12 protein-coding genes are annotated in these 11,855 nt (G+C 69.6%); 8 read left to right on the forward strand and 4 right to left on the reverse strand.

Annotation, left to right across the window (positions count from 1 at the left end; translation table 11 throughout):
- Positions 1-38 precede the first annotated feature (38 nt).
- The 4 genes from QZ607_RS02195 to QZ607_RS02210 all read left to right on the forward strand — a co-directional run bounded on the left by QZ607_RS02195 (position 39) and on the right by QZ607_RS02210 (position 5,181).
- Positions 39-2,099, forward strand: coding sequence for a transglutaminase domain-containing protein (locus QZ607_RS02195; RefSeq protein ID WP_295879154.1), 2,061 nt, complete (start codon positions 39-41; stop codon positions 2,097-2,099).
- Positions 2,100-2,260: 161 nt separating this feature from the next.
- Entirely contained in the window at positions 2,261-2,911 is a 651-nt protein-coding gene (locus tag QZ607_RS02200; protein ID WP_295879156.1) for a L,D-transpeptidase, read from the forward strand.
- Between the two features lie 260 nt (positions 2,912-3,171).
- A complete protein-coding gene (locus QZ607_RS02205) occupies positions 3,172-4,356 on the forward strand; it encodes a penicillin-binding protein activator (protein WP_295879158.1) in 1,185 nt (394 codons plus the stop codon).
- A gap of 237 nt (positions 4,357-4,593) precedes the next feature.
- Positions 4,594-5,181, forward strand: coding sequence for a hypothetical protein (locus QZ607_RS02210; RefSeq protein ID WP_295879160.1), 588 nt, complete (start codon positions 4,594-4,596; stop codon positions 5,179-5,181).
- Between the two features lie 840 nt (positions 5,182-6,021).
- On the opposite strand, the gene QZ607_RS02215 is transcribed toward QZ607_RS02210, so the two are convergent.
- Positions 6,022-7,332: an alpha/beta hydrolase gene (locus QZ607_RS02215; RefSeq protein ID WP_295879162.1), complete on the reverse strand. Its 1,311-nt coding sequence runs from the start codon at positions 7,330-7,332 to the stop codon at positions 6,022-6,024.
- 11 nt (positions 7,333-7,343) lie between these two features.
- Here QZ607_RS02215 and QZ607_RS02220 point away from each other — a divergent pair, with 11 nt between their 5' ends.
- Positions 7,344-7,514 (forward strand): hypothetical protein, encoded by a 171-nt coding sequence (locus QZ607_RS02220; protein ID WP_295879164.1) that lies wholly within the window; start codon positions 7,344-7,346, stop codon positions 7,512-7,514.
- Positions 7,515-7,546: 32 nt separating this feature from the next.
- On the opposite strand, the gene QZ607_RS02225 is transcribed toward QZ607_RS02220, so the two are convergent.
- The 3 genes from QZ607_RS02225 to QZ607_RS02235 form a co-directional block, all read right to left on the reverse strand.
- Positions 7,547-8,332 carry a DnaJ domain-containing protein gene (locus QZ607_RS02225; protein ID WP_295879167.1) on the reverse strand — a complete coding sequence of 262 codons (786 nt, stop codon included), beginning with the start codon at positions 8,330-8,332 and terminating at the stop codon, positions 7,547-7,549.
- Positions 8,333-8,369: 37 nt separating this feature from the next.
- Positions 8,370-9,083, reverse strand: a complete 714-nt coding sequence (locus tag QZ607_RS02230) for a VWA domain-containing protein (protein WP_295879169.1) — start codon at positions 9,081-9,083, stop codon at positions 8,370-8,372.
- Between the two features lie 150 nt (positions 9,084-9,233).
- A complete protein-coding gene (locus QZ607_RS02235) occupies positions 9,234-9,842 on the reverse strand; it encodes a nucleotidyltransferase family protein (RefSeq protein ID WP_295879171.1) in 609 nt (202 codons plus the stop codon).
- Between the two features lie 104 nt (positions 9,843-9,946).
- On the opposite strand from QZ607_RS02235, the gene QZ607_RS02240 reads away from it, so the two are divergent.
- The 3 genes from QZ607_RS02240 (at position 9,947) to QZ607_RS02250 (ending at position 11,854) form a co-directional block, all read left to right on the forward strand.
- Positions 9,947-10,636, forward strand: coding sequence for a tellurite resistance TerB family protein (locus tag QZ607_RS02240; RefSeq protein ID WP_295879172.1), 690 nt, complete (start codon positions 9,947-9,949; stop codon positions 10,634-10,636).
- A 35-nt stretch (positions 10,637-10,671) separates the two neighbouring features.
- Complete coding sequence (locus tag QZ607_RS02245) at positions 10,672-11,136, forward strand: DUF4870 domain-containing protein (RefSeq protein ID WP_295879174.1); 465 nt, start codon at positions 10,672-10,674, stop codon at positions 11,134-11,136.
- A gap of 325 nt (positions 11,137-11,461) precedes the next feature.
- Positions 11,462-11,854, forward strand: coding sequence for a glutathione S-transferase N-terminal domain-containing protein (locus tag QZ607_RS02250; protein ID WP_295879176.1), 393 nt, complete (start codon positions 11,462-11,464; stop codon positions 11,852-11,854).
- Position 11,855: the final 1 nt, after the last annotated feature.

Below are 11,855 nucleotides of genomic sequence, written 5' to 3' on the forward strand. Positions count from 1 at the left end.
CCGCATTTGCGCTCGCCGCCACCGGTGCGCATCCGGCCATGAACAGCGCGCCTCAGCTCGACGCACCCGCCGCAGCCGCAGTGCCCAACGCCGGCGCTCGCGAGCCGCCGGCCTGGCTGGTGCCGGCGGCGCTCGCCTTCTGGGGCCTGCACACCGGGCTCTGGTGGCTCGCGCTGCCCCTGGCGCTGCTGGCGGCCCTGCCCGGCTGGCGCGGCTGGCGCTTCGAGCTGGAAGTCAAGGAGCGCCGCCGGGTGGCGGACCTGTGCACCGTGATGATCACGCTCGCCGGCGCCTGGCTCGTCCTGAACCAGCCGCGCCTGGGCAGCGCGCTCATCCTGCTCATCCAATGGCTGCCGGGGCTGCTCTTTCCGCTGCTGGCGGTGCAGCTCTACGGCCGCCGGCCGGGGCTTGAGCTGTCCGTGCTGTTCATGAGCCTGCGCGGCGAGCACCGCCCGGGCAGCGAGGTACTGTTCGACCTGCGCTGGGCCTATGTCCTCATCTGCATCATCGCAGCGGCCATGATCCCGCCGCAGACGCCCTGGCTGCTGCCATCGCTGGCCCTGCTCGCGGCGGCGGCGCTGCTGCCCTGGGCACCGGCAGCCCAGGGGCGCCGGGGGCTCTTCGCGGTGCTGTTGGTGCTGGCGCTGGCGACATCGCTGGCGCTGGCGGCGGGCCTGCGCTGGGGCCATGTGGAGGCCGAGCGGGCGGTGCTGCGCTGGATGGAGCAATGGCTCGGCCCGTCGCTGGATCCCTATCGGGCCACCACCGCAATCGGCGAGGTGGGGCGGCTCAAGGGCTCCGAGCGTATTCTGCTGCGCGTCTACCCGGACACACCGCTGGACGACGCCCTGCTGCTGCGCACCGCGAGCTACGACCGCTATGTGAACGGTACCTGGTTCACCACGGGCTCGCTGTTCGAGCCGGTGCCGGACCAGAGCGGCCGCCGCCCGCTGCTGGGACCGGCCGCCGGCACAGGCACCGGTGAGCAGCGCATCGTGATGCTGCTGCGCCGCACCGAGGGCCTGCTGCCGCTGCCACCGGATGCAGCCCTGATCAGCGGCATGCCGGAGCGGGAGCTGCACCGCAACGACTACGGCACGGTGCGCTACACCGCCGCCATCACCGAGCCGCTGCTGAATTACCGGGTGCGTCCGGCCGCCGCGGCTGCTGCGCACGCGCTCACGGCACCGCCCACGGCGGCAGACCTGCGGGTGGTGGGGCAGGATGCGGCGGCCATCGCTGCCCTCGCCGACGAACTGGGCCTGGCGAAGGTGTCGCCCGAACAGGCCCTCAGCCTGCTCGAGCGCTTTTTCCTGCGCGACTTCCGCTACACCCTGACGCTGCCGGAGCCGCCGGCGGACACGGGGCCGCTCGCCCATTTCCTCACCAAGGCCCGCGCCGGGCATTGCGAGTACTTCGCCACCGCCGCCGCCCTGCTGCTGCGCAGCGCCGGCATCCCCAGCCGCTACGCCCGCGGCTGGTCGGTGCAGGAGTACAGCCCGCTGGAGGACGCCTGGATCGCCCGCGACAGCCATGCCCATGCCTGGGTGCAGGTGTACCTGGACGGCCGCTGGCAGGACTTCGACCCCACCCCGCCCGACTGGGCCGCGCTCGAGGCCGCCGAGCGCCCGTGGACCCAGGACATCGGCGACTTCTTCGCCTGGCTGCGGCTCGCGCTGTCCGGCGCCGCCGCCGAGGACCGCGCCGACCGCAACTGGCTGCTGCTGCCGCTGGCGATGCTGGTGGTCATCCTCGCCTGGCGTATCGTCCGGCGCGCGCAGCGCGGTGAGCGCCGCGGGCGCCGGGCGCCGGCGCGGACAGGCGCGGAAGACTCCAGCGCCTTCACTGAGCTTGAGCGCATCGCCGCCCGCCACGGCCATGGGCGGCGCGAGGGCGAGACCCTGCTGGAATGGGCCCGGCGGCTGCACGCCGAGGGTGTGCACACCGCCGCGGCGCTGACGGAGGCCGTGCAGCTGCACTACCGCAGCCGCTTCGACCCCGCCGGTCTCGACCCGGACGCGCACCGCCGGCTCAGGCATCTGCTGGGCATCTGCGCCCGCCGCTGGTCGTCCGCCGCTGCTGCGGTGCGGCCCGTGTGAACATCCAGAGAGCCCCGCGCGTCGGTGGAAGCCTGACCTTGCCCGCTCGGAACCTCCGCCCGGCCCCTGCGGCGCCTTGACCGGCCTCTCTGCCCCCCCTAAGCTCGCACCTCAATCAGCCGCAGTGTTGCGGCCAGGTCAGCGTCATGCGTCCATCCATCATGAAGCCAGCCGTTCTGAGGGACCTGTGCGTCGGCCTGCTGTTGCTCGCGGGCGGTCTGGCGCTCGGCGGCTGCGGCAGCACGGGCAAGGTGCCCACAGGCAAGGACACGCGCCACAAGCTGCTGGTGAGCGTCAGCGACCAGCGCATGCTGCTGCTGCGTGACGGCAAGCCGCTCAAGAGCTACCCCGTCTCCACGTCGAAGTTCGGCCTCGGCTCACAGGAAGGCAGCTACCGCACGCCGCTCGGCAGCATGGAGATTGCGCGCAAGATCGGCGACGGCCAGCCCACCGGCATGGTCTTCAAAGGGCGCCGCCCCACCGGCGAGATCCTCCCGCCGAACGCCGCGGGGCGCGACCCCATCGTCAGCCGTATCCTCTGGCTCAACGGCAAGGACCACCACAACAGCAACACCTTCAAGCGTTTCATCTACATCCACGGCACACCCGAGGAGTGGCGGCTCGGGCGGCCGGCCTCCTATGGCTGTATCCGCATGGGCATGCAGGATGTCATCGATCTGTATAACCAGGTCGGCGAAGGGGCGGAGGTCAAGGTCATGCGCGAGTCCCTGTTCAAGAGCCCGGAAGTCCAGCAGTACGCACGCAGACAGCTGGCAACGACGGCCTATCAGGGTTTTGCGCTCACGGATTGAGGGCACCGGCCAGGCTCGCGGACGCAGAGGCGTCAACGGGACAGACGGCGCGCTGATCGGTGGCGAGACCGGCTGACCCGCGCCATCGGAATGCCTCAGCAACGCGGTCGCAGGCACGCACCGCGCTCATCGGCGACGCAAGGCTGAACACCGGTTACAGCTGCACCTCCAGTCTGCGTGCAACCGACATCAGGCTGCGCGGGTGCTGCCCATCTTTCCTGCAATCCATCCGCTCGTACAAGACCAGGGGCATCCTGCCAATGACGATTCCACCCATGACGATCCTCTCGGCGCGCCTGATCATGCCGGCGCTGCTGGCACTCGCCGTCTCCGGCTGCGCAAACCTCGGTACGCAGGTCGCGCCCGGCCTGCCGACATCGGCGAAGTATCCAAAGGATCAGGCGGTCGTACTGCTGCTGCCCATCAGCGCCGAAGGACGCCTGGGTGCTGCGGTGGATGCCATCGAGGCCGGGTATGCGGCCGCTCTCGGGCGGGATCCCGCCAACAACCGCAAGCCGGAGACCAAAGATACCAGTGGCGACGCACTGGCGGCGTACCAGGCAGCAGCCGGCACATCACCGCCGCCGCTGATCATCGGCCCGCTGCTGAAGAACAACGTCAACGCCATTGCCGAGGCACGCTCGGACACGAGTCCGGCGATGCTGGCGCTGAACCAGGCCGATCAGACAAGCGCCGGCATGGTCCAGTTCGCGCTGGCGCCGGAGGAAGAGGCCCGGACCGCCGCCGAGCTGATCAACGCGCTGGCAGCATCGCAAGCCGGCTCGGTGAGTACGGCGATTGTCTATCCACAGGCGGACAGCTGGGGCGAGCGCATGCGCGCGGCCTTCGTCGGGTCGCTGGACAAAGCGCCGGTGGCGGAAGTCGCCTATGCCGGCGGGCAGGTCGGCGATTTGGGCGACCGGGTTGCAGGCGCAGATATCGTCTTCATGGTCGCACGACCAGATGCTGCCGCAGGCGTCTACGCCGGGCTCGGCGGCAGCGGCGCGGGCAGACCCATCATTGCGACATCGCATGCGACGGACACCAAAGCCGACGCCGCGGAGAAAGAGGGCCTGTTCTACGTGGACGTGCCCTGGCTCGTGAACCGGGAGATGGCCCGGGAGTTCATCGCGCGGAGCCCGGACACGCCCGACTCGGATTACACCAGCGGCGAAATGGGCCGGCTCTATGCCATGGGCATCGACGCCTACTACCTGGGCGCCCTGGTCGCCGACGCCGGCGACAGCACGGCGATCACGCTGCCCGCCGGCATGACCGGTGACCTGAGCTTCACCACCACCGGACGCCTGCTCCGCCGCCGGCTCGACCTGGGCCGCATGGGTGAGAACGGCGTCACCGGCCCGGCCACGGTCGAGGAGCTGGCTGCCGCGGTCGAGCTCGGCAGCATGGCGCAGGCGGAGGACACTGACACGGACGCAGGATAGCAGCCAAGGACCTTGACGGCCGCTCAGACCCGGTGGCACCCGGACACGGAAGCCTGCCTCGTCGCCGGCTTTGCGCCGTCCAACCGCGACCGACAGTGACACGTCGGCCACTGCCTATACTTTCTTTAAGGAGTCTGAGGTCGGGACGGGCAGAGAGTTGCGGGATGCTGCGCAGGCAGTCTGTCCCCATGGGTCCTCAGGCACGCAGCGCCCGCTGTTCACAGGGAGGACTCTGTGATGAAGACGCTTGTTACAGGATTGGCAGCGACCCTGTTCTCTCTCGCCGCCATTGCCAGCGGTCCAGGTGGGGATCCCGGGGCGACCGGCAGCTTCTCCGATTACCTGAGTGCATCGGAGAACAGTGACGACCGGACCTCGTACATCCATGTGTATCGTCACGAATACGCTGATGGATACGCGTACGGCTGGGTGTCGGGCAACGTCGAGGGGTTCTATTTCGACTGTGCATTGGACTACGACGAAGATCTGCTGGAAATCGACGGCAAAGCAGAAAGCGCAGTCATCGCCATCGATGCAGATGACGTCGCGTATTGCTGGTTCAGCTCGCTGCCTGCGTCCATCGTCTTCGAGTGCGAAGCCAGCGGCTACATGACGTCCAAGGGCGTCTCGAATCAAGAGACCTCCTATTACGACGGCTATGAATACAAAGCCCACACCAGCTTTGTCAGCAACGCCCTCGACTGCGTCGTCTTCGTCGGCGATGACATCGTGCTTGATGCGCACACGGGTGTTGTCCAGGATGGTACGGCTGAAATTCAGAAGTACATCCAGCCGAATCAGGAGCGGGAGGAGGATGACGACTAGGTAAACGCCGAAGTATTCGGCGATTCCCGCCCGGGTAGGATGCCCAATGAATCGGTGTCTCCCTAGACGCCGAGTCCGCGAGCGGCTCCCGGTCTGGTCTGCCACGGCCGACCCCGATCTCTGCCTGCCGGCGGAGCGGGCGTCGGCGCAGCCACAGATATCGCACCGCGCGCGGTGACGCGTGGGCCATGGCTCCGCATCGGCTCGGGCCATCGTCGCGCGATGGACGATCAGCGGCGATGGAAAGTTCTCCCGGGGGGATGACTCAGAACGCATGAGCCGTCCAACAGTTGCTTGACGATGCCATGGCCGTTCCTCGCGGGCCGCCCCACGCCCTGCTCGCCGCTCGCCGCTCGCCGCTCGCCGCATTCTGGACAATGATCCGTAATGCTCCGCAACGGCATGTTCAACATCGGCATGCTGGCCGGCGGCAGCGCCGACCTGGATGCCGGGGACATCCTGGACGCTCTCGAAGGCGTGTTCACCGGGACCTTCCTGGTGCAGCGGGGCCAATGGTCGCTGATCACGGACCTGAGTCGGCATCGACCCGCCGGAGGAGACAAAACGACTGGCGCGCGAGCGCGGCCAGCGGCAGCGTCCGGGGCGCCTGTTGACTGGGGTCCGCCAGGCGTGGATCCCTCCATTGCGCCTCCACGTAGACGTTGGCGTCGAAGCTCCGCGCCGCGCCGTCGATGGCATCGAGATCGAGCAGGAAGATGTCGACGGTGACCGCACCCGGGCACCGGGGGCCCGGTGTCAGCCGCGCCGGCCAACAGCGGTATCCACAGCGTCCACAGGCCGAGGCATGGCAAGGGTGCGCAGCGCCAAGCGGTCTTCACATTACGGCACCCGTGCGGACCCCTCGGCAGACTGCAACGACCCGTCACGTCTATCCGATGCCGATGCCGCCTTGCCAAGGGCGCGCTGAAGCCGGGCGATGAAGTCCGGCGGATAGCTCCAGATGGGCAAGTCCGGCTGATCTCGTACCAGCCCCCGCTCCGCGGGGCCGAGGCCGGTGGCCAGGGTCGCCAGGATATCGCTGCTCACCCAGGGGCTCTCGCGGAAGTAGGAATGGCCGCTGCGGGCATCGGCGTCTTCGGCGTCTGTGACGTCGATCAGCACCAGTTCGTCAGCCGCACCGAGTGTTGCGGCGACATGCGCTGGCATATCGTGATCCAGCAGTTGCCCGAGCCGCTCGCGGCCGAACACCAGGTTCGCGAACCGCAGCGCGCCGTCGATGCCGGACAGATAGACGGTGAGCCGCTCGCTGGTGTCGAGGACGCCGTTGGTCAGCGCGGCGGCGAACAACCCCGTGTCGACATCGCTGCCGACCAGGATCACCTCGCCGATGCGCGCACCGCCGACGGCAGGCGCTGTGCTGAGCGCGAGCATGGACAAGGCGTCCAGCACCAGTCGGGTTCCGGCGCTGTAGCCGAGAATATGGATGCGCTCCGCCGCGGTGCGCCGGCGCAGAAACTGGATGAGCTCCTTCAGGTAGTGCGCGCTCAGCGCGGTGGTCTCGACGTCTGAGAAATACGCCAGGAGCCGCGGCGTCGCCGGCCAGGAGTAGGGAATGAAAACGCCGTCGTAGCCCATGAAGTGCCACAGCTCCGTGGCCACCAGCAGCGGGTTCTCGAACGGCACCTTGAAGCCGTGCACGTAGACGACGATGTCGGGCTGCTGCGCGCGTGCCAGCTTGCGGTCGACGGCAGCGGCGAAGGCCGCAGCCGGTGCATCCGGATCGGCTGGAAGCAGCGCCGGGTCCGTGAAGGGGGACGCGGTGCTGGCAAGAATGCCGATCTCCTCTACCGCGCCCACGCGCAGTCGGTACGGCGGCTTGCGCTGCGGTTGCAGCGACAGCCGCGTCGCGCTGTCCCAGTCGAGCGCCCCGTCACCGTGCAGGATGCGCGCGCGGCCCAGGCGCACCAGGTAGCCGCGGCGGCTCGCGTAGTGGTGCTCCAGGTCGCCGGCGTCGGCCGGATCGCGGTCGGTGGCGAACAGGATCTCCGTCTGGAGACGACGAGCCTGCGGCGGCACATCGGCGAACGGGTCAAAGCGACCGCCTTCGAGCACCGCCGGCACCGGCATCAGCTCGGTGCGGTCCGGCGGTGTGGAGGCACAGCCCACCAGCAGCAGCACGCAGGTCAGCACGCCCGGGCGCCATGTCCTCGCATGCAGGACTGTTCGTCGAAACATCAAAACACAACCTCGGCGCGCGGATAACCCTGATCGCTCGGATCAAATGGGAAACGGCAATCGCAAACGCCGGCGGGATCGACGCCGACCTGCTCGGTGAAATACCGGGTGACGATACGCTGTCGCTCGTCGGCTAGCACGTACAGGGGCTGCTCGTGGGTGGTCTGGGCTACTCCCCCAACAACAAGTCCTTCGCCGCGTTGATCTGGGCGGCCAGATAATCACTGCCGCCGCGGTCTGGATGCAGTCGCTGCATGAGCCGTCGGTGGGCGGCGCGGATGGCCTCGGCGCTGGCGCCGGGCTCCAGGCCGAGGATGGACCAGGCGTCCTCCTTGGTCATGCCGCGGGCGGGGGCTTGGCCCGGGCCGGCGCTGCCCTGCCCTGTGCCGCCGGCGCCGGCGGCTGCCGCGTCCTCACGCCAGTCCGGGTGCTCCCGGTCCAGGTAGGCCGTGAGCACCGCCGCGGAGCGGGCGTCGGACTCCTGGTAGAGCTCCAGCATGCGCAGCAGCTGCGCCAGCCCGAGCCGGGAGAGCTGCTGGCCGGCGAAGGGGCCCTCCAGCACCTCGCCGTCCATGGCGCCGCTGTCATGGTCCAGAGACATGTCGAGGTAGCGGGTGCGGATGGACGACTGCCGCGCGCTGCCGCCGCCGCCGGAAGAACCGCCGCCGATCGGCCCCGGCCCCACCAGCCCCAGGGATTGCAGCATGCGGTGCAGCGCCGGCAGAGCCTGAAGCAGGTTGAGCGCGCGGAACACCACCGGCACCGCCGCCGCCAGGGCGGCGAACAGGGGGTTCAGGCGCCCGCTCAGCACCGCGAGCAGCAACAGCGCCACGGCAATCCAGATGAACGACTTGCGCAGCACCGCCGCCACCTGCTGCGGTGGGGTGTTGCGGAACCAGTGCAGCAGCCACCAGAGGGCGACGCCAAGGGCGAGCAGAACAATCAGCCGGCCCATGCACGGTCTCCGTCAGCGGCTGCGGTCGGCATCCAGGTCATCCTTTATCGAGCTGGCGGGTGAGCTGAAGCACGGCCCCACCCCGCCGGCGGCCGAAGTCTGTGAGTGCCTTGCGCCCGCCGGCGGCGAACACCGCCACGGCGCTCAGCAGGTCCTTCAGCACCTGCGGGCTGCGGTGGTCGAAGGGGCACCACGCCCCACCCGAGAGCCGGGCGATGTCCTTCAGCACCCGCTCTGCCTGGGGCTCGCGCCCCTCCTGAAACACGAATACGGGCACGCCGAGGAGCCCCAGCTCGCCGGCGGCGCCGGCGAGCCGGTCGTGGTCTTCCTCGACGCAGTCGCCGACGAACACCAGGGCATTCACCGGCTTGCGGGCGGCCTGCGCCTTGGCATGGTCCAGCACCCGGCCGATCTGGGTGAGCCCCGCCAAGCAGCGCACCCGGGTCATGCGCGGCAGCAGCTCGTCGGCGCTTGCGCACCAGGACGAGGCGTGAAACTCCCGAAATCCGCCGTAGTGGCAGAGCTGGACCTCAAGGCCGCCCAGGTCCCGGGTCTCCTGGAACATGGCCGCCTGGATGTCCGCGGCGCGGTCCCAGGTGGGCTCGCGGCTGGCGGTGGCGTCCATGGCGAAGATGAGCCGGCCGCGGGGGCCCGGCCGGGCGCGCTGAGGCGTGCGCGCCACCTGTTCCAGGAAGGCGTCGATCTCGCCGTCGCTTGCGGTGCGCTCAAGGTGTTTGCGGGAGGCGGTCATGAGTCTCGTCGGAGCATGCCCTGTCAGATCGGGTTCTGTTACATCGTCTTTGGTCAGATCGTCTTTGGCCGGCGCCGCCGGGCGCAGGGCAACAGCGACCGGCGGTTGCTTGGACCAGCGCGGGCCGTCGGGGTGCCCGACTGCCCGGACTCAGCCGGTGGCGCTGGGCAGGTCCCCCGGCACATCCACATCCTGCAGTATCCCGGGGTCGTCCAGGTTCACGCTGACGATGCGGTCTGCATGCGTCCGGAGCAATCCGCGGGCACCCTGATCCCCGCGCAACGCCAGCAGCTGGGCACGGAAGCCCGCCGCAAAGCCCACCGGATGCCCGCGGCGGCCGGCGCAGCGTGGCGCGGCGATGGGCGCACCGGCCGCGAGAGCCGCCGCCACCGCGGCGATGCTCGCCGGTTGCACATAAGGCATGTCCGCCAGGGCCACGAGCCAGCCTGTGGCGTCCGCACTCGCGCGCACGCCACAGGCCAGGCTGTGGCCCATGCCGAGCCGGACATCCGTACAGGCAGCCAGGCGCACGCCGAGCCGCGCCAGCTCCGGCCCGATGCCCGTCTGCGCACAGCGCACCACCGCCAGCGTCTCACACCCCGCCGCCAGCAGGCTGCGTGCGGCAGCGACGGCCACCGGCGTGCCGTCCGCCAGGGGCGCCGACAGCTTGTCGGCGCCGAAGCGCCGGCCGGCGCCCGCCGCGAGCAACAGGGCACAGAGCCGCCGAGCACCGCCGTCACCGACCGCCGCCTCAGACACCTTGCCGCCCGCATGCCCGGACGCGCATCATCGGCACGCAGCCAGGCCGTCCCCAACAACAGCGTTTGACCATGACGCACACACCACACCTGAGGAATCGACCCATGGCCTTCAAAGAGATGCTCGACCAGATGCTCGCCGCCGGCAAGGACCTCGCCGCCCAGGGCACCACCATGGCGGAGCAGCACATGAGCCTGCCGCCGGCGGGACCGGAGCGCGATGCGATGCTCGGCAACCTCGGCAAGGGCGCCCTCGCCGGCGGCGCCCTGGTGGCCCTGCTCGGCACCAAATTCGGGCGTAAGCTCACGGGCACGGCCGCAGCGCTCGGTGGCCTGGGGCTGCTCGGCAAGGTCGCGCACGACGCCTACAAGACCTGGCAGGCGGACCAGGGTGATGGCGCGGACCCGGGCACGCCGGTACAGGCGCTGCCCGGCGCACAGGCGGAGCGGCGCAGTCAGGCCCTGTTCAAGGCCATGATCGCCGCCGCGAAGGCCGACGGGCACGTGGACGACGCCGAGCGCCAGGCCATCCATGATGCCATCAAAGGCCTCGACCTGGACGACGACACCAAGCTCATGCTGGAGGCGGAGCTGGCCCGGCCGCTGGACGTGGCCGAGGTCGCCGCCGGCGCCGACTCCAGGGAGGCCGCGGCGGAGCTCTACCTCGCCTCGCTTTTCGTCATCGACACCGCCAACCCCGCCGAGCGCAGCTATCTGGACCGGCTTGCCACCGCGCTGGACCTGCACCCGGACCTGACGCGCCAGCTGGAGCAGCAGGCGAGCGCGGCGCACTGAGCGCACCGGCACCAACCAGAGCGGAGCCTCAGACCATGACCATCGCCGACGAGATCGAGCGCCTGTACCAATTGAAGGCGTCCGGCGCTATCACCGAGGAGGAGTTCGCGCAGGCCAAGCAGCGGGTGCTGGCCGGTGCCCTCCCCGCCGCGCCCGGCAGCGTCGAGGCGTCCACCCGCGAGTGGGCGACGTTCCTGCACCTGTCCCAGCTGCTGGGCTTCGTGCTGCCCCTGGCCGGGCTGGTGGCACCGCTGTTGATCTGGCAGCTCAAGAAGGACGAGCTGCCGGCGCTCGACGCCCACGGCAAGGTGGTCATGAACTGGGTGCTGTCGGAGCTGATCTACCTCATCGGCGCCGCGCTGCTGGTGCTGGTGGTGGTGGGCGTGCCGCTGCTGCTTGCGCTGCTGGTGCTCGCGGTGGTCTTCCCCATCATCGGCGGCGTCAAGGCCAACGCCGGCGAGCTGTGGCGCTATCCGCTGAGCATCGACTTCCTGAAGTAATCGTCCCGTGGCCGCAGCCCCGGTCTACGACAGTAACGGGGCAACAGCGGCGACGCCAATAGCGGGGACGGTAACCTTAACCTCCCGAGAATTTTCGGTGACAGTACACTTAACTCGCGTCTGCCCGCGCGCCCGCCCGCGTCATGCCGCGGCGCCGACCAACCCACGGCCCGAACCGCTTTCCGCAGCCGATGTGCGGACGTGCCGCCCGCCGTCGTGTTTACAATCCACCTTCAGCACGCAGGCCGACACCGCGGCAGCCGCCGTCGATTCGGCCCCGGCAATCCCGCTCCGCCATCAACCAGACCTAACAAGAGGCACTGCCATGCTGCTCAAGCTCGTCCGCGAAGGGCTCGGTCGGACCATCGCCTTTGTCGATTCCATCACGCGGCCCACCCCGCTCCAGCGCAGCCCCGAGGCACAGCGGCAAGTGGAGGAGGCGATTTCCGGCATGTCGCTCTACCAGTACTTCGCCTGCCCCTTCTGCATCAAAACGCGCCGGGCGCTGCACCGCCTGAGCCTGCCGCTGGAGCTCCGCGACGCACAGAACGACCCCGAGCACCGCAGTACGCTGGAGCGCGAAGGCGGGCGCATCCAGGTGCCCTGCCTGCGCATCGACGCGGCCGACGGCACCCGGTGGGTGTACGAGTCCGCCGACATCATTCACTATCTGGAGCAGCGCTTCGGCGCCGCGGCACCCGCCGAGCAGCCGGGCTGAG

The organism is uncultured Thiohalocapsa sp., from assembly GCF_913063425.1.
Lineage (GTDB): Bacteria > Pseudomonadota > Gammaproteobacteria > Chromatiales > Chromatiaceae > Thiohalocapsa.

Coding starts and splice junctions, on each gene's coding strand:
- QZ607_RS02200 (WP_295879156.1), top strand. CDS start 2,261: ATGAAGCCAGCCGTTCTGAGGGACCTGTGCGTCGGCCTGCTGTTGCTC.
- QZ607_RS02210 (WP_295879160.1), top strand. CDS start 4,594: ATGAAGACGCTTGTTACAGGATTGGCAGCGACCCTGTTCTCTCTCGCC.
- QZ607_RS02240 (WP_295879172.1), top strand. CDS start 9,947: ATGGCCTTCAAAGAGATGCTCGACCAGATGCTCGCCGCCGGCAAGGAC.
- QZ607_RS02205 (WP_295879158.1), top strand. CDS start 3,172: ATGACGATTCCACCCATGACGATCCTCTCGGCGCGCCTGATCATGCCG.
- QZ607_RS02245 (WP_295879174.1), top strand. CDS start 10,672: ATGACCATCGCCGACGAGATCGAGCGCCTGTACCAATTGAAGGCGTCC.
- QZ607_RS02195 (WP_295879154.1), top strand. CDS start 39: ATGAACAGCGCGCCTCAGCTCGACGCACCCGCCGCAGCCGCAGTGCCC.
- QZ607_RS02250 (WP_295879176.1), top strand. CDS start 11,462: ATGCTGCTCAAGCTCGTCCGCGAAGGGCTCGGTCGGACCATCGCCTTT.
- QZ607_RS02230 (WP_295879169.1), bottom strand. CDS start 9,083: ATGACCGCCTCCCGCAAACACCTTGAGCGCACCGCAAGCGACGGCGAG.
- QZ607_RS02220 (WP_295879164.1), top strand. CDS start 7,344: ATGTCCTCGCATGCAGGACTGTTCGTCGAAACATCAAAACACAACCTC.
- QZ607_RS02225 (WP_295879167.1), bottom strand. CDS start 8,332: ATGGGCCGGCTGATTGTTCTGCTCGCCCTTGGCGTCGCCCTCTGGTGG.